The sequence below is a fragment of the Bradyrhizobium sp. Unk1 genome, from assembly GCF_059512345.1.
This window is the reverse complement of the sequence record NZ_JCAMOP010000021.1, coordinates 58,328-74,776: the sequence shown is the minus strand read 5'-3', so window position 1 is coordinate 74,776 and position 16,449 is coordinate 58,328. Positions and strand designations below refer to the sequence as shown.

The 16,449-nt window shown below is 65.6% G+C and carries 11 protein-coding genes; 3 read left to right on the top strand and 8 right to left on the bottom strand.

What is annotated here, in order from left to right:
- Window positions 1–13 precede the first annotated feature (13 nt).
- Both AC5ZFO_RS26070 and AC5ZFO_RS26065 read right to left on the bottom strand, forming a co-directional pair.
- Window positions 14–1,381: an LLM class flavin-dependent oxidoreductase gene (locus AC5ZFO_RS26070; protein ID WP_282521912.1), complete on the bottom strand. Its 1,368-nt coding sequence runs from the start codon at window positions 1,379–1,381 to the stop codon at window positions 14–16.
- Window positions 1,382–1,400: 19 nt separating this feature from the next.
- Entirely contained in the window at window positions 1,401–2,453 is a 1,053-nt protein-coding gene (locus tag AC5ZFO_RS26065; RefSeq protein ID WP_282521913.1) for an Ldh family oxidoreductase, read from the bottom strand.
- A gap of 295 nt (window positions 2,454–2,748) precedes the next feature.
- On the opposite strand from AC5ZFO_RS26065, the gene AC5ZFO_RS26060 reads away from it, so the two are divergent.
- The gene (locus AC5ZFO_RS26060) at window positions 2,749–6,864 is read left to right on the top strand and encodes a bifunctional diguanylate cyclase/phosphodiesterase (protein WP_496122794.1); all 4,116 of its coding nucleotides are present in this window, start codon (window positions 2,749–2,751) and stop codon (window positions 6,862–6,864) included.
- On the opposite strand, the gene AC5ZFO_RS26055 is transcribed toward AC5ZFO_RS26060, so the two are convergent.
- The 5 genes from AC5ZFO_RS26055 to AC5ZFO_RS26035 form a co-directional block, all read right to left on the bottom strand.
- The gene (locus AC5ZFO_RS26055) at window positions 6,838–7,179 is read right to left on the bottom strand and encodes a hypothetical protein (protein ID WP_282521915.1); all 342 of its coding nucleotides are present in this window, start codon (window positions 7,177–7,179) and stop codon (window positions 6,838–6,840) included. The two genes, AC5ZFO_RS26060 and AC5ZFO_RS26055, sit on opposite strands and share 27 nt — an antisense overlap.
- Window positions 7,180–7,401: 222 nt before the next feature.
- A complete protein-coding gene (gene galE / locus AC5ZFO_RS26050; protein WP_282521916.1) occupies window positions 7,402–8,394 on the bottom strand; it encodes a UDP-glucose 4-epimerase GalE in 993 nt (330 codons plus the stop codon).
- Between the two features lie 19 nt (window positions 8,395–8,413).
- Complete coding sequence (locus AC5ZFO_RS26045; RefSeq protein ID WP_282521917.1) at window positions 8,414–9,220, bottom strand: WecB/TagA/CpsF family glycosyltransferase; 807 nt, start codon at window positions 9,218–9,220, stop codon at window positions 8,414–8,416.
- Window positions 9,213–11,591 carry an exopolysaccharide transport family protein gene (locus tag AC5ZFO_RS26040; RefSeq protein WP_282521918.1) on the bottom strand — a complete coding sequence of 793 codons (2,379 nt, stop codon included), beginning with the start codon at window positions 11,589–11,591 and terminating at the stop codon, window positions 9,213–9,215. Before AC5ZFO_RS26040 ends, AC5ZFO_RS26045 begins: the two co-directional genes overlap by 8 nt.
- A 282-nt stretch (window positions 11,592–11,873) precedes the next feature.
- Entirely contained in the window at window positions 11,874–12,674 is an 801-nt protein-coding gene (locus AC5ZFO_RS26035; RefSeq protein ID WP_282521919.1) for a class I SAM-dependent methyltransferase, read from the bottom strand.
- Window positions 12,675–13,070: 396 nt separating this feature from the next.
- Between AC5ZFO_RS26035 and AC5ZFO_RS26030 the strand changes: the two genes are divergently transcribed.
- Entirely contained in the window at window positions 13,071–14,099 is a 1,029-nt protein-coding gene (locus AC5ZFO_RS26030) for a glycosyltransferase family 2 protein (protein ID WP_282521920.1), read from the top strand.
- A 6-nt stretch (window positions 14,100–14,105) separates the two neighbouring features.
- On the opposite strand, the gene AC5ZFO_RS26025 is transcribed toward AC5ZFO_RS26030, so the two are convergent.
- Window positions 14,106–15,092 carry a glycosyltransferase gene (locus AC5ZFO_RS26025; RefSeq protein ID WP_282522119.1) on the bottom strand — a complete coding sequence of 329 codons (987 nt, stop codon included), beginning with the start codon at window positions 15,090–15,092 and terminating at the stop codon, window positions 14,106–14,108.
- 248 nt (window positions 15,093–15,340) lie between these two features.
- Here AC5ZFO_RS26025 and AC5ZFO_RS26020 point away from each other — a divergent pair, with 248 nt between their 5' ends.
- Window positions 15,341–16,408, top strand: coding sequence for a glycosyltransferase (locus tag AC5ZFO_RS26020; protein ID WP_496122793.1), 1,068 nt, complete (start codon window positions 15,341–15,343; stop codon window positions 16,406–16,408).
- The last annotated feature ends 41 nt before the right edge of the window (window positions 16,409–16,449 follow it).

The following is a 16,449-nucleotide window of genomic DNA, read 5'->3' as shown; positions in this document are numbered from 1 at the left end:
TCTGTCCTCGTTGTTATTCCGCGGCATCGCGCGGCTGCACCTTCCAGGCGCCGGCCGCGGGCCGCTGCAGCCCGAGATTTTCGCGGAGTGTCTTGCCCCGATACTCCTTCTGGAACAAGCCGCGCCGTTGTAGCTCCGGCACGACGTGTTGCACGAAGTCCGCATAGGAGCCGGGCACATAGGTCGCGGCGATGACGAACCCGTCGCAGCCACGCTCGACGAACATCTCTTCCAGCCTGTCCGCGATCTCCTTGGGACCGCCGACCATGGCGTCGTGCACCTGGCCGCGGCCGGAGAAGGTGACGAAGTCGCGCGCGCTTGGATTGCTCTTGCCGGAATTCTTCAGCACGCCGTCGCGGATGCCCAGAATGCCCTGCATGCTCTTCAGCTCGTCCGTCGTCAACGGCTCGTCGAGGTCCTTGGAGGCGAAATCGTAGTTGAGCGCTTCAGCCAGCAGCGACAGCGCGTCGATCTCGAGCGGCAGCTTGTTGATCAGCGCCATCCTGTCCTCGGCCTCGGCCTTGGTCGCGGCGCAGACCGGCGTCGTCAAATTGCAAAGGCGCATCTGATCGGGATCGCGGCCAGCCTTGGCTGCCTCGTTTCGAACGGCGGCATAACCTTCCTTGGCACCGGCGAGATTGCGCGCGGCCGTGAAGATCACCTCGCCCCAATGGCCGGCAAAGCGCTGGCCGCGGCCGGATGCGCCGGCCTGGATGATGACGGGATGGCCCTGATCCGAGCGCGGCACGGTGAAGGGACCACGGGACTTGAAGGCCGCTCCCTTGTGATCGAGCCGCTTCACCTTGGCCGGATCGGCAAAGCGGCCGCTTGTCTTGTCCATGATGAGCGCGCTGTCTTCCCAGGTGTCCCAATGCCCGAGCACGACCTCCATGAATTCGTCGGCGCGGTCGTAGCGCGAATCATGTTCGGGATGGGAATCGCGGCCCATGTTGAGCGCCTCGCCGTCATTGAGCGAGGTCACAACGTTCCAGCCCGCGCGCCCCCCGGACATCAAATCGAGGGTTGCGAAGCGGCGCGCAACGTCGAACGGCTCGTAATAGGTGGTCGAGCAAGTGGCGCCGAGGCCGAGCTTGTCGGTGACCAGCCCCATCGTGGTCAGCACGATCAGCGGATCCATCTTCACGCAGCGGATGCCGTATTCGACGGTATGGGCATGATCGTTGCCGTAACGATCGGGCATCGCCAGCCGATCGTCGAAGAACGCCATGTGGAACTTGCCGGCTTCGAGGATCTTGGCGATCTCTTGATAATAGTCCGCCGACATCGAATCGTCGCGCGAGTCCGGATGCCGCCACGAGCTCGGCAAATTCGTGCAGTTCTGCGCCTGGAGGAAGCCGACCAGTACCATCTGCCGCGTCATGCTATTCTCCCAAATTCCATCACGCCAGATCGAGGACCGTGTCGAGCCGGTACTCCCCCGCCAGCGCGCGCAGTTTTTCCCAGGTCGCATCCTCGATCTCGATGCCGTCGCGCAGGCGTTGCTGCGCGCGCAATCCCTCGATCTCGCCGGGATAGTACACGCCCTTGCTGCCTTCGGAGGGGGGCGTCGATTTCAGATAGCGCGCGAATTCGGCGACCTCGCGCTTGAAATCCTTCAGCGGACGGAACGCGGCGACGTTGAACACCGCCATGAAGCATCCGTCATTGTGACGTCCGGTCGGTTCGACGCCGAAGCCGAGGCCGGTCAGCAGGCCGCAAAGCACCTCGACCATCGCGGCGAGACCGCTGCCCTTGTAGCCCTCGGTGCCGCCGAGCGGCAGCAGCGCGCCGCCCTTGCGATATTGCGTGGGGTCGGTGGTGTGCCGTCCCTCGGCATCGATGATCCACCCGGTCGGAATCTCCTCGCCGCGGGCGACCGCGAGCTGGATCTTGCCGGCCGCAACCGCCGAGGTCGCCATGTCGAGATAGAACGGCGCATCCAGATCGGACGGCACCGCGATCGAGATCGGGTTGGTGCCAAGCCGCGCCTCCTTGCCGCCGAACGGCGCCACGTGCTTTGGCGAGCGGCCGGAATCCGCCGTCGCAATCCCGATCATGCCTTCGCGCATCGCCATCAACGGATAGGCGGCGAGGCGGCCGACATGGCTTTGCCGGAACACGGTGCAGGCGGCGACGTTCGCCGTCTTCGCCTTCTCGATCGTCAGCGCCATCGCCTTGGCGTTGACATGGAAGCCGAACCCCCATTGGCCGTCGATCACGGTCGTGGTCGGGGATTCCTGGACGATGGTCCATTTGGCGCCGGGCACGATATGGCCGGCCTTGATGCGGTCGATGTAGGTCGGAACCGCGATCACGCCATGAGAGTCGTGGCCGGCGAGGTTGGCGTTGACGCAGCCTGTGGCCACCGCATCGGCCTCCTCCTCGGAAGCTCCGGCTGCCCGGAGCAGCGCGGCGCTGATGAGCGTGAGGCGGTCTGCCTTGACGATGGGCATGGTGTTCCCTCGGCATTGTGCCCTTAACGGGCTGCTTGTTGGGAGCCATCGTCTCAAAGCGTGGGAGCGATATCAATCTCCCGTAAACCAATACAGGGCTGCAAATTCGTAAAGAGAGCGCGCTTTTGGTCGAAGAGTCCTCCCGTGTGGCGGCATTCCCGACAGTTTGGCGCCGGCCGTTCGCAGCTCGTTCACTTTGATCGAGGGTTTGCAGCGCGCAATAACGACCACTTAGGCGGTCGCCGTTCATAACTCACCCGGGAGAAATAGGCAGAAATGCCCGGGAGCTGAGATCGTGCCGACGACCCTCGCGCGCACCTTTGCGGCGTTGAGCGCCATCAACGAGGCGATCCTCTACGCGAAATCGCCGGACGAGCTGTACCAGAAGGTCTGCGACGCCGGGTTTTCGAGCGGGGACTTCTTGGCCGTTGCCGTGTTTCTGGTGCGGCCGGACGGCCAGCGGCTGTGCTTTGCGGCCGGTTGCGGCGATGACGTTGCGCGGCTGCGTTCGCTTGAGATCACCACTGTCTCCGGCACACCCGAGGGAGCGGGTGTCGGCGGCGAGGCCTTTCGCAATCAGAAGCTGAGCATCAGCAACGATTACCTGAATGATCCTCGCTCGCTGGCGTGGCGCGAGGGCGCAGCCAAGGCCCACATCGGCGCGGCTGCGGCGCTGCCGCTGCTCTGCAACGGCAAGAGCGTCGGCGTGCTGTATGTGACCCGCAGCGAGGCCGGCTCGCTGAACGAGCAGATGGTCTCGCTGTTCGAGCGCATGTCGGCCAACATCTCCTATGCGCTGGACAATTTCGCGCGCGAGACCGCGCGGCAGACCAGCGAGCTCGCGACGCGGCGGCTCAACCGCATGTTCGGCGCGCTCAGCGCGACCAACGAAGCCATCCTGCGTGCGAAGACCGAGCGGGAATTGTATCAGCTCGTGTGCGACGCCTCGGTGCACGGCGGCAAGTCGCTGGCGACCTTCGTTCTGCTGAAGGAGCAGGACTCGCATTGGTTGAAGCCTGTCGCCGGCACCGGCGAGAATCTGGAGATCGTGGCGCGGACCCAATACTCCGTCGATCCCGAGAATCCCTATGGCCGCGGCATCTCCGGCGAGGTGTTTCGAACGCAGAAGCCCCATGTCGAACGCGATCTCGCGCGTCGCACCAGGGGAACGCCGTGGGAGCAGGCCTATCTCAGCACGGGTGTTGCCGCCTGCATCGCGGCTCCCCTGATCCGGAACGGCGAGAGCATCGGCGTCATCCTGTCCTTCCTCAGCCAGTCCTGGGCGAAGGACGAGGGCGTCGTCGCACTCATGCTGCGCATCGCCGAGAATGTCTGCTTCGCGATCGACAATTTCGACCGTGAGGCCGAGAAGGCGCGGATCGCCGAGGAGGAAGACCGCCTGGCGCGCATGTACGCGGCGCTGAGCGCGACCAATGAGGCGATCCTGCGCGCACGCTCGCGGGCCGAGCTCTTCGACCTCGTTTGCGAAGCGACGGCGAAAGGCGCCAAGTTCACCTCGGCCAACATCGCGCTCGTCGATCACGATGCCGAGCTGCTCCGCGTCGTCGCCTGCTACGGGCCGAACGCGGAGATGGTCCGCACCTTCAAGTTCTCCACCTCCGACCAGATGCCCGAGGGGCGCGGGCTGACTGGGACTGCCTTCCGGACGCGCCAGCCCTGCCTCAGCAACGACGTGCTGTCCGACGACCGGATCGCGCCCTGGGCGGCCAACGCTCGTCGGAACGGCATCGGATCCTCCGCGGCGCTGCCGCTGTTCAATGGCGACAGAGTCGAAGGCGTCTTCCTCTTCAACTCGCCGGAACGCGGCACGTTCACGCCCGAATTCGTCGAGCTGCTGCAACGGCTCCAGGCCAATGTCGCCTTCGCGCTCGAGAACTTCGATCGCGCGGACGAGAAGGCAAAGGCCGAGATGCAGCGCAACCGTCTTCGAGGCATGTTGGAGGCGCTGAGCGCGACCAACGAAGCGATCATGCGCGTGAAGTCCCGCGCCGAGTTGTTCGAGGCTGTGTGCGAGGCCGCCGTCCTCGGCGGCACGTTCACGTCTGCCACCATCGCCATGGTCGATCCGACGGGACGCCATCTCGATATCGCCGTCACCAAGGGCGAGTGCCGCAGTCACGTCGAGAACTGGCGTTTCGCCACGTCCGCCGATGAGCCCGAAGGACGGGGGCTCGCCGGCACTGCATTTCGCAGCAAGACACCTTGCGTCGCGAACGAACTCCTCACGGACGTTCGTGCGACGTATTGGCGTCGAATCGCACGGGATCAAGGCACGAAATCCGGTGGCTGCTTCCCGCTGCTCAAGAACGGCACCGATGCCGTCGGCATCCTCCTGTTCCTTTCGCCGGACGAAGGCACCTTCACGCCCGACCTCGTCCAGCTGCTCGGGCGCCTTGCGGAGAACGTCTCTTTTGCGCTCGACAATTTCGACCGGGCCGAGGAGCGGTCACGGGCCGAGGCGCAGAAGGAGCGCCTGACGCGCATGTTCGCCGCGCTGAGCGCCACCAATGAAGCGATCGTGCGGGCCAAGTCGCGCACCGAGCTGTTCGAGCTGGTGTGTCAGGCCGCGTCCACCGGCGGCAAGTTCACCTCGACGACCATTGCGCTCGCCAAGGCCGACAGCGACCAGCTCGCGATCGTCGCGGCCGCCGGGCCGTCCGCCGAGACCACGAGGAACGTTCGTCTCTCCATCGACGCCGACCGACCCGAAGGGCGCGGTATGAGCGGCACCGCGTTCCGCACCCGGCAGCCCTGTGTCAGCAACGACTATGTCAACGACAGCCGTGTGAGCGCTTTCCATGCCGTCCTGCAAGGCGACGGCGCGCGCTCCGGCGCGGCGTTCCCGCTGATCACGCACGACAAGGCCGTCGGCGTCATGATCTACATGTCGACCGAGCAGGACACTTTCACCGCCGAGTTCGTCGAGCTGCTGCAGCGTCTCGCCGACAACGTCTCCTTCGCGATGGAGAATTTCGATCGCGCGGACGAGAAGAACGAGGCTGACGAGCGGATCGAATACCTCGCCTCGCATGACAGCCTGACCGACCTGCCGAACCGCGAGACCTTCAACGGGCTGTTGCGGGAGGCGATCGACGAAGCTCAACGCCACGATCACCGTTTCGCGGTGTTGTTCATCGATCTCGACCGCTTCAAGGTCATCAACGATTCGCTCGGCCATGAGGCCGGCGACTTGCTGCTGCTCGAAGTGGGGAGCCGGCTGCGCGGTGCGCTGCGGGAAACCGACGTGGTCGCACGCCTCGGCGGCGACGAGTTCGTGGTGATCCTCGACCAGTGCGGTGAGATCGACGACGTCCAGCGCATCGCGACCGGGCTGCTCGTGGCGCTCGCCGAGCCCATGGAGCTGGCCGGTCACGAATGCCACACCACGGCCTCGATCGGCATCGCGATGTATCCGGCCAACGGCTCCGACGTCCAGACGCTGACCAAGAACGCCGACATGGCGATGTATCTCGCCAAGGAAGACGGCAAGAACGGCTATCGCTTTTTCTCCAATGAGGTGAAGACGCAGTCGATCGAGCGGCTGTCGCTCGAGAGCGCGCTGCGCCGTGGGCTGGAACGCGAGCAGTTCTCGCTGAACTACCAGCCCAAGGTGGACATGGAGACCGGCCAGATCACCGGCGTGGAAGCGCTGCTGCGCTGGACGCACCCGGATCTCGGCAGCATCTCGCCGGCGCAGTTCATTCCGCTTGCGGAAGAGACCGGGCTGATCGTGCCGATCGGCCGCTGGGTGGTCAAAGAGGCCTGCGCGCAGGCCATGGCCTGGCAGCGCCGTGGCCTGTTGCCGGTGTCGATGGCGGTCAACCTGTCGCCGCGGCAGTTTGTCGACGAACATTTGTTGCAGGACGTCGACGAGGCGCTGGCGGCCTCCGGCATGTCGCCGGTGCTGCTCCAGCTCGAGGTCACCGAGAGCATGATGATGCGCAATGTCGGTCGCGCGCTGAAGGTGCTCGACGCCATCCAGAGCCGCGGCATCCGCCTCGCCATCGACGATTTCGGCACCGGCTATTCGTCGATGTCGCTGATGAAGCATTTTCCGATCGACACCATCAAGATCGATCGCTCCTTCGTGCGCGACCTGCCGCAGGATTCGGAGGACCAGGCGATCGCGCAGGCGATCATCAGCATGGGCAAGGCGCTCGGCATGACCGTGGTCGCCGAAGGCGTCGAGAACGCCGAGCAGGAGGCGTTCCTGCGCACCCATGGCTGCGACGAGATGCAGGGCTTCCTCATCTCCAGGCCGGTGCCGGCGCGGCAGATGGCCGAGCTGCTGCGGCCGATGGAGCTGCCTGTCGCACCGCCGCTTCAGCCGGAGCCGGACCTCGCTGCGACCGAGGCCGCGGCGTTACGGTTGAAACGCGCTGTCATCTGACGGCCGCGGGTGCAGCTCGCGGACCTCGTCTTGCTTGATTTCTGGTTTGCGCGGAAAATCATCGGGCCAGGGCTGCGAGGTTTGCTCTGCGAACAGCTCCAGGAGGGCATGCGCACCTTCGGCAAAGCTTGAGCCGTCGCCGAGGCCCAGCTCACGACACCACACCTGTCGCATCGGCTCGTGCGCGTCGACCACCGCCATCGCCGGTCCCCACCACCAGGCGGGTGCGGGCGAGCGTTCGTCCTCCGGCACGGCGTGCCATAGGACGAGTTCGTCCATCACGCGCTCGAATTGCAGGCTTGCGGCCTGATGCATTCGCTCCGTGCTCCCTGGGCCGTGCCTGAAAGCAGGCCGATGCCCGGACTCGATCGTGGCCTTCGCTGTGAAGAACAGGCTCGCGCTATTGGCGGAGCCTCACATGCCGCTTCCATTGGCGGCCATAAGAGCAACATGCGGCGGTCGGGACATGCGCCGCCGCCGGCTGTGATCTCTCTTTAGCCGCTCAGGGGCCCGACCGGCAAGTCGCAATACGGGCGTCTAGCGCGTCCTGAGCGGGTGCGCTGTCTGGTGCCAGGCCCAGGCAGTCCGGATCACCGTCTTTAGATCGGAATGGCGCGGTACGAAGTTCAGCACTTTTCGCGCGGCGGAGGCATCGGCGACCAGATAGGTGGGATCGCCGGCGCGACGCGGCTTCATGGTGTGCGGCACCTCGCGCCCGGTCTCCTGCCTGATGGCGTTCAGGATCTCGCGGACCGAAAAGCCGGAGCCGGTGCCCAGATTGAAGCTGCCGCCGGCGTGTCCCGTTTCCAGGAGCTTCAGTGCTGCGACATGCGCCGCAGCGAGGTCGGTGACGTGGATGTAGTCGCGGATCGCGGTGCCGTCCGGCGTGTCGTAATCGTCGCCGAACACGGCGAAGTCGACATGGCCCTGGAGCGCCATCATGGCGCGCGGAATGAGATGCGTTTCGTTGTCACGCAACTCGCCGATGCCGCCGGCCGGGTCGGCGCCGCTGGCGTTGAAGTAGCGCAGGCAGAACGCGCCGAAGCCATAGGCTGCGCGATAATCGGCGAGCATGCGCTCGATCATCCATTTCGACGCGCCATAGGGATTGATCGGTGCGCAGGGGAAGTCCTCCGGCAGCTCCTTGGAATCGGCGTTGCCGTAGACGGCGCCGGTCGAGGAGAACACGATGCGCTGGCAGCCTGCGTTGCGCATCGCCTGCAGCAGCGACAGCGTGCCCTGGACGTTGTTGATGTAGTATTTTTGCGGGTCGGTCATGGACTCGCCGACGAGGCTTGCCGCCGCGAAATGCATCACCGCCGTGAATTTGTGGTCGGCGAAGGCGCGCGCCAGCGCGGCGCCGTCGAGCAGGTCGCCCGTCACCAGCGGGCCGGCGACGAAGCTGCGATGGCCTGTCGAGAGATTGTCATAAACGACGGGCTGATAGCCGGCGGCAGACAGTGCGCGGCAGGCATGCGAGCCAATATAGCCCGCGCCTCCTGTGACGAGGACGGTCGGTCGGTCGATCATGTCGTCTTCTACTCTTCTCTCAGCGATTGGAAGGCCGTTTGCGGCTGAAGAGAAGATAGAGCGCGCGAGGGTTGGTGGTCAAATAGCGCCAGAGCAGGCGGCGCGGCTCGAGCCATGTGCGCCAGGCCCATTCGAGGCCGATCTTCTGCATCCATTGCGGCGCGCGGGACCGGCTGCCCGATAAAAAGTTGAACAAGCCGCCGGATGTCTTGATAACGCCAACATTGGTCAGCAGTGGCGTGTATTCCTCGACGAATGCCTGCTCATTGGGCACGCCGAGCGCGACCCAGAGATAATCCGGGGCAAGCGCGTTGATCTCCTCGACTTTCGCGCGCAGGGCGTCGCCGCGGAAATATCCGTGGCTGTGCCCCACGATCTTGAGGTTCGGATACAGCCGCTGGACATTCGCGACCGCCGCGGCGTTCTCTTCCTCGCTGGCGCCGAACATGTAGAAGGTGCGGCCGACGGCCTCGGCCTTGCGCGCGACCACGTGGAACAAATCGGTGGTCGCGACGCGCTCCGGCAGCGGAAACCAGGATTGCAGCTTTGACGCCGCCACCAGCGGCTGGCCGTCGGCATTGATCAAATCGGCGGCGCGGAACAGGCGCTCGGTCTGCGGCTCGGTCGAGCAGCGCGCCAGCACCTCGCCATTGGCCGAGGTCAGGTACAGCGGACGGCCGATGCGATGTCTGGGATCGGTTGCCTCGATCATGAAATCGGCGGTGGCTTCCAGGTCGAGCGCGGCCATGCGAAGGCCGCCGACGGTGGTCCGCGGCACGTCGGCGGTTGCGGCCCGGCCGTCCAGATTGACGCGGCGCTCAAGCATATTGTCTGCCTCGCTGGCGCGCTTGAGTTGCGGGGGTGAGCTCGTCGAGCACAACGCCGACGAGCTTGCGCTCGGCGCGGCCGAGCGTGTTCAGGATTTCTTCCAGGCCGTCGTTGATGTCGAGGCTGGTCGGCAGCACCGCTACCAGCGCGTCGGTGTCGTCGAGCAGCTTGCGGGTGGCTGCACCAAGCGGCGTCACGGGGCCGTCGAGGATCACGAGATCGTAGCCGCCGGCGGCGCGAGCCTGCTCGATGGCCTTGCGCATGGCCTCAGTCGCCTTGCCGGCATCGCCGGCGGCGGCCGGCAGCACCGAGATGCCGTTGACCGTCTTGATCTCGCGCGAGGCCTTGCTGCCGATCGAGAGCCAGCCGAGCCGGCTCGGCTCGCTCTTGCCGGGGCGGCTCACCTTGTTCGAGAGCGAGTGTGCCTGATGGTCGGCATCGATCATCAGTACGCGGGCGCCGTCGCGCGCGGCCGCGAGTGCGAAATTCAGCGCGGTCACGCTGCGCCCGGTGGTCTCGCCGGCGCCGACGAGCGCGATGACCGGCATGGCCTTGCCGACGGCGCGCCGGGCCACAGCGATGCGCATGTCGCGCCAGGCGTTGAGCAGCGTCGTCAGCGGAAAGCCGGGGCGCAGCGTCGGCCAGCCCAGCCGGGTCAGATCGACGCCACCGCCGGTGGCGAGGATGGCGCCGAGCGTGTGAATGACGTCGGCCTCCTGGAGGCGCGCGATCAGCGGCTTTCCGATCAGCGTGTTTTCGTCCATCTCAGGCTGCAGCGATGGCGCGGCCAGCTCCGGTAGTGATTGCGCAACCTCCGGAGCTCGCGGAGCCGGCTGCGGCTGGGCTACGTCCGGTGTCTGCGACACCTCCGGCGCTCGCGGAGCCCGCGGTGCCGGCGTGCGCTCACGACGGGCTGGTGTGGGCGCCGCCGGCGCGGTCGCGCCAGTGGACAGCAGCTCGGCCGCGACGAACCAGCTTGCAGCAGCGAGCGCGCCGAAGACGAAGCCGATCATGGCAAACATGCTCATCGCCGGCGGGAACGAGCGCCGCTGCGGCACGGTGGCTTCGCCGATGACGCGGGCCGCCGAGGTGTTCAGGGTCTCCTGCTCCTCGGTCTCGCGCGAACGCTTGAGGAAGGACTGATAGACGTCGCGGCTGGCATCGGCCTCGCGTTCGAGCTCGCGCAGGCGCACGGCGGCCTGGCTGAGCTGGACGCTCTGCCGCTTCTGCGCTTCCAGCGCCCGGTTGAGCGAGGCTTCAAAGTCGCGGGCGCGCGTCAGATCGTTCTTGGCGGACTGTGCGAAGCGATCGATCTCTTCGTTGATGGTGCGCTTGAGATCCTCGACCTGCTTCTCGGTCTGGCGCAGCGCCGGATGCCGCGGGCCGAGCTCGCCGGCCTGCTCCGCATATTTCTTGCGGGCATCGGCATATTGCGCGCGCAAATTCGCGATGGTCGGCGACTGCAGCGCTTCCGAATTCGCACCGGCATCGGCAGCGGTGCGCCGGCTGGCCTCGATCTGGTCGAGCCGCGCCTGTGCGTCCATCGTCGCGGCGCGGGCCGCGGAAAGCCGCTGGTTGCTGGCGGAGAGCTGCTGGTCGCTGATCAGCGCGTCCTGGGTGCCGACGAAATTGTTCTGGGCCTTGTAGGTGGCGAGCGCGGTTTCGGCACTGCGCAGCCGCTCGCGCAGCTCCTTGAGGCGGCCGGAGAGATCGTTGGTGGCGCGTCGCGCGGCCGAAGCCTGCGAGTTGCGGGATTCGGCGAGGTAGGCGCTGGTCAGCGTGTTGGCGAGCATCGCCGCCTTCGCCGGGTCGGTCGACCAGACCTCGATGTCGACGATGAAGCTCTTCTCGGTCTTGCGGACCGTGATGTGCCTATTCAGCGCATCGAGCGCCGCGAGCTGCACTTCCTTCGTCTCCGCGGCAGAGGGCGCGCGGGGCTGAAGGCCGATCAGGCCGAGCAGCGACGACATCAGGCTCCTGGCCTCACCGCCGCCGCCGAATTCCGGATCCTTGTCGAGACCAGCCTGCTGGATCACCTGGAGCAGCACGCTGTTCGAGGTAATCAGGCGCGCCTGGCTCTCCACCACCATGGCCATTCCGGAGACGTCCTGCGCGCGCGGCGTGAGCTCGCGATCGACGAGCTGAAGCTCGCGCGGATCGACATAGAGCTGGGCGGTGGCGGTGTAACGGGGTGTCACGCTCTTGCCCACGGTGACGGCAAGCGTCGCGCCAAGGAGCGCGGCAGCGGCAATCGCGATCTTCCGCCGCCAAAGCAGATTGACGAGCTCCAGCGCGTTGAAACCGGTCTGAGGCCTCTGTTGCGGGGCCTCCGGTCCGGCCCGATCTATCGGCTGGTTGTAGTCAAGCATCGTCCCCAGCTTTCATTCCAACGACCGCGGGCTGAGGGGTTACTCTTCGCTTTACGCCACGCACCCGGGATATAGGTGCCCAATCAACGCAACAGGGAAAATTAACCATACTCATTGAGGGACTATTCACCGAAATGGCAAACAAAGCGTTTAAGCGCATGCCACTCTTCGACGCGTCGCGATGACGCCGAGGTCCCCCAGGGATTAACGGTTCGTTACCGCGCGCAGCGAGGCCGCCAGGCTTCGCTCGTCCTGCGATGGACCGCGCGCGTGCCATGATGGTCAGCTCTTCCGCAGAATGACGTGGTAGTCGCCGCGGCGGACGTCGATCCCGCCCGGTAGCACGGCGTTCATCACGGCGGCGGCGGCATCGACCAGAGCGGCGAACAGCGGCTTGCGCCGGCGCATCTCGGGATAGCGCGGACTCTCGACCTCGCGGCGGTAGATCATCTCGAGGCCGTTGGCCGCGGCGAATGCTTCGAGCCGCGGCAGCGTCACCAGCGGATGGAAGAAGGTCGGGAACGGCGGCTCGCCGGGCAGGCCGGCATCCTTGATGCCGCGGATATTCCGGTAGAACCAGACATGAAACCAGTGCGGCGAGTATTTGGTGACGACGCCAGAGAGCGACCGCGGATTGGGCGCGCCGATCAGGATCATTCCGCCGGGCTTGAGCGCGTCGCGGAAATTCAGGAGCGCGGCATCAACATGAGGCAGATGCTCGATCACGTTGTAGCAGATCACCAGATCGAAGGTCTCGCGCCCGAAGCTGTAGGTCTGCACGTCGCCTAGGATTGCCTCGTCCGCGTAAGTGTTGTTGCGGACCTGGTCTTCGTCGATGTCGACGACGGTGACCTTGCTGCGGTTGAGCAGCTCCGGTGGCAGGACGCTGCACGAGCCGCCGCCGGCCTCGTAGGTGGCGAGCTGGCCCTGCGGCAGCTCGCGGCGCAGCACGTCGTGGACGGCGAGCAGGCTGTCGCGGGCTTCGCCGGGGACCAGATCGTGCAGCGCCTGGGTGCGTGCAGCGGCTGCTGGGATTTGGATCGCCGTGGCTGTCGCGAAATCGATCGAGGCTGGCTTGTTCATTTTTTCTGACCGCGCTTGTTCGACTCAAATTTACAGGAAAAATCTCGCATGCCCGAAGAGCAAATCCGATGCCGCGCCGCTTCACCGGTCGCGGTGCTTACGGTCGGGTTAATGCGGGCAGGCGTTAACTACGGCATTGTCCATGTTGGGCTGTTGTCCGCGTAATGGACTGCGAATTGCACTATCACTTATGCAGGGACTTGCAGGAGAAACGCGCAAAAGCGGTTAAGTGCATGGAGGGCGGGAGATCGGCGGCGTAGCGCCGTCGCGAGCCTCGGGCCCGCCGTTCATTTTGGGACTGATCTGTCCCGCGGAGACGTGCCGTCGCAGGACAGCGCCGATTCCTGCGTGATTGACGCAGGGCTTTTTCAATACATCTCGGACATCTAGGATGCCATGACGCTGATCCCGACAGACCTTTCCGCCAGCCGGATCTCGGATGCCGTGCGCGATCCCAACCGGGAGATCGCGGCGAGCTCCCGCGTCATTGACCTGTCGGTCGGCATCGTCGTCTGTATTCCCTGCTTCCGTCGCCCGCACCATCTGCGGCTGACACTGGACTCGCTCGTGAGCCAGCGCACGCCGCGCTCCTTCGCGGTGGTCATGGTCGAGAACGACGCGGCGGCGCGCGAAAGCGCGCCGGTTGCCGCGGAGTATCTGGCGGACGGCCGGCTCCAGGGCGTTTGCCTGGTCGAGAAGCGGCAGGGCAATTGCCAGGCGATCAACGCCGCCTTCGAGACGGCCCAGGCGCTGTTTCCCGCCGCGACCCGCTTCCTGATGATCGACGACGACGAGATCGCTTCGCCCGACTGGCTCGAGCTGATGGTTCGCACCGCGGAGGCGACCGGCGCCGACGTGGTCGGCGGGCCGGTGCTGCCGGTCTTCGACGACGACAGCAAGCCCTGGCTCGCACGCCATCCCGCCTTCTGCCCCGCCTATGATTACAGCGGCGCGGTGCCGCTGATCTATGGCTGTGGCAACTGCCTGATCACGCGTGCGGCGTTCGAGCGGTTCGATCGTCCGGCCTTCGACCTGCGCTTCAATTTCCTCGGCGGCGGCGATTGCGATTTCTTCGTGCGGTGCCGCGATGCCGGCATGATCTTCCATTGGACGGCAGAGGCGGTCATCACCGAGACCGTGCCGCAAAGCCGCACCAGCCTCGGCTGGATCGCCAAGCGCGGCCTGCGTATTGGCGCCATCAATTATCGCGTGCAGTACAAGGCCGCGCATAGTGCGGGCGCGCGGGCGCGGGTGTTCGCGCAGATGTTCGGACGGTTGCCGCTGTCGCTGGTTCGCACGGCCCGTCTGCTCGCGACATCGAAGGCCGTCGTCGCCATGCATCCCGCGCTGGTCGCGCTTGGCTCCATGCTCGCAGCGTTCGGCTTCGCACCGAAGCCTTATGAAGCGTCGAAAATCGCATCTTGACGCGGGCTAGATGCCCAAGCGGGCGAGGGCGACCCTGACCGCGGCGCGGGGCAGCGATTTGAGCGAGCGCCGGCCGACCATCCCGAGATAAGCAAAGGCGTCGCGATATCGACCGAAGCGGACCGCCTGCATCGCCGAATAGGTGACGAGATGAATCTCGGCGGCCTGGCGCAGCCCGGCCGCCGTGCCCACGGGCAGTCTCGCCAGGATCAGCCCATCGTCGAACACCCGCGTGATCGCGGGGAAGAAGTCCTTCGGCGTCCGCACCGCCGCATTCATCGTGTTGGCCGTGTGCAGGCGATAGTCGAGCAGGAGCTTTGGAGCGAACTCGAACTCGCCGATAGCGGCGAGGCGGCACCAGCAATGCCAGTCCTCGCAATATCTGAGGGACGTGTCGAAGCCGCCGATGGCGCGGAACGCCTCCGCACGTGCGAGCGCGATGCCGCCATTGACGATGAAATTGCCGGCCGCGAGCCGCGCCAGCACGTCGCCGGATGGCTTGCGGCGTCCCTTCAGCAGGCCCCGCCGCCCGATCTGCCGTCCCTCGCTGTCGATCGTGTTGTAGTCGCCGTAGACGAGAACCGCGCGCGGAGCAGCGCGGGCCGCCGCCAGCAGCGCCGCGACCGCGCCGGGGCGCAGGCGGTCGTCGGCATCGAGGAAGAGCAGCCATTCGCCGCTCGCATATCGTGCGCCGAGATTGCGCGCGGCGGATACGCCGGCGGAGTCGTTGGTCATCAGGCGCAGCCGCGGGTCGCGGATGGCGCGGACGATGGCCGCGGTGGTGTCGCTCGAGCCGTCGTCGACGACGATCACTTCGGTGATCTCGCCCTGCGCCAGTGCGCTGGCGAGGGTTTCGCCGATATAGGCTGCAACGTTCTTGGCGGGAATGACGACGGACACCGATGTGGTCGAGCTAGCCGGCAGCGGGAGACGCGGCGCCGGAACGACGCGCGAGGTAGCCGGCAAATCGAGAACATCTTCGGCGGTGATCAGAGCCACGGCTCGCCTTTAAGGGTCTGTTAACCAGGGCGCATCTGCCGATTGGCATTGCGATCAATCGCAACGTTGGCCCGTCGCGAATGATACTCGCATTACGGCCAAATCGTTGTCGCGAAGGAATGCGTGCCGCTGGTTTCGTAGATTAGCGTTAAGTCGCGGGCATTAAGCCTGTCGCAAATTTGGAAGAGTGCGACAGCCGGTCCCATGCGAGAATGCGGACCTGATTGCCGCGGATGGATCTGGTGCCCGCAAAGACGTTCGAACACGACCCCGATGCCATGGTCCTCAACCTCTTCTACGAGGACAAGGACGATCGCTGGTTTCCCGGCGACCGGCATCTGCGGCGCATGGCGCGCCGGATGCTGCTCGGCGAGCCGCGCATGAGCGGGCAGCTTCGCGTGTTCCTCAATCTCTGTGCGGGGCTTGATAGGCTCGGGATCCGCTACCGCGTCAACGACTACGGCTACATCGCGCAGCATCCCGACGAGCTTGCCTGCATCATCGGCCGCACCTTCCTGCTCGACAAGTTCACGTGGAAGAATCCGATCCTGCTCGGCGTCGCCGCCCACAATCATCCGCTCGACGATCCTGATCTGTTCAAGCGGCTGCCGGTGAAGAAGGTCGTGGTGCCCGGCCCTTGGTACGTCGACATGTACCGGCCGTACTGGCCCGACACGGAAGCCTGGCCGATCGGCATCGACACGGATCTCTGGGCGCCGTCGGCGCCGACGCAAAAGACCGTCGACGTGCTGATCTACGACAAGGTCCATTGGGACCGCGAGCGCTATGCACCGGAGCTGATCGAGCCCGTCCGCGCCCGGCTTCTGAAGGAGGGCCGGTCGTTCACGGAATTGCGCTACGGCAGTTACAAGGAAGAGGACTATCAGGCCGCGCTGGCGTGTTCGCGCGCGATGATCTTCCTGTGCCAGAACGAAAGCCAGGGCATCGCCTATCAGCAGGCTCTGTCCTGCGGCGTGCCGGTGTTCGCATGGGATCCCGGCGGGCCGTGGCGGGACCCCGATTATTATCCGCACCGCGTCCAGTTCGCGCCGGTGTCGTCGGTGCCGTATTGGGACGACCGCTGCGGTGCCAAGTTCTTGGACCTCGCGGGGTTCGAGGCGGGCTGGGACAGTTTCTGGGCCGGGTGCACTGCTGATGCGTTCGATCCGCGCGGCTTCGTGCTCGACAATCTCACGCTGGAGCAGCGGGCGCTGCAATATTACGAGATCGCGCGGAGCATCGTGCGCCCGCAGGCGGCAACGCAGGCCGCGGGCCTATTGGTTGACGGATGCTTAACAAGGATGGGCTAGACCCAAAGCTTCCCCGGCTTCACCACCTGCCTTGAGCCATG

What these genes read in the sequence shown, in the direction of transcription:
- AC5ZFO_RS26040 (WP_282521918.1), bottom strand. Translation starts at nt 11,591, where the DNA reads ATGCTTGACTACAACCAGCCGATAGATCGGGCCGGACCGGAGGCCCCG.
- AC5ZFO_RS26055 (WP_282521915.1), bottom strand. Translation starts at nt 7,179, where the DNA reads ATGCATCAGGCCGCAAGCCTGCAATTCGAGCGCGTGATGGACGAACTC.
- AC5ZFO_RS26065 (WP_282521913.1), bottom strand. Translation starts at nt 2,453, where the DNA reads ATGCCCATCGTCAAGGCAGACCGCCTCACGCTCATCAGCGCCGCGCTG.
- galE (WP_282521916.1), bottom strand. Translation starts at nt 8,394, where the DNA reads ATGATCGACCGACCGACCGTCCTCGTCACAGGAGGCGCGGGCTATATT.
- AC5ZFO_RS26035 (WP_282521919.1), bottom strand. Translation starts at nt 12,674, where the DNA reads ATGAACAAGCCAGCCTCGATCGATTTCGCGACAGCCACGGCGATCCAA.
- AC5ZFO_RS26030 (WP_282521920.1), top strand. Translation starts at nt 13,071, where the DNA reads ATGACGCTGATCCCGACAGACCTTTCCGCCAGCCGGATCTCGGATGCC.
- AC5ZFO_RS26070 (WP_282521912.1), bottom strand. Translation starts at nt 1,381, where the DNA reads ATGACGCGGCAGATGGTACTGGTCGGCTTCCTCCAGGCGCAGAACTGC.
- AC5ZFO_RS26045 (WP_282521917.1), bottom strand. Translation starts at nt 9,220, where the DNA reads ATGCTTGAGCGCCGCGTCAATCTGGACGGCCGGGCCGCAACCGCCGAC.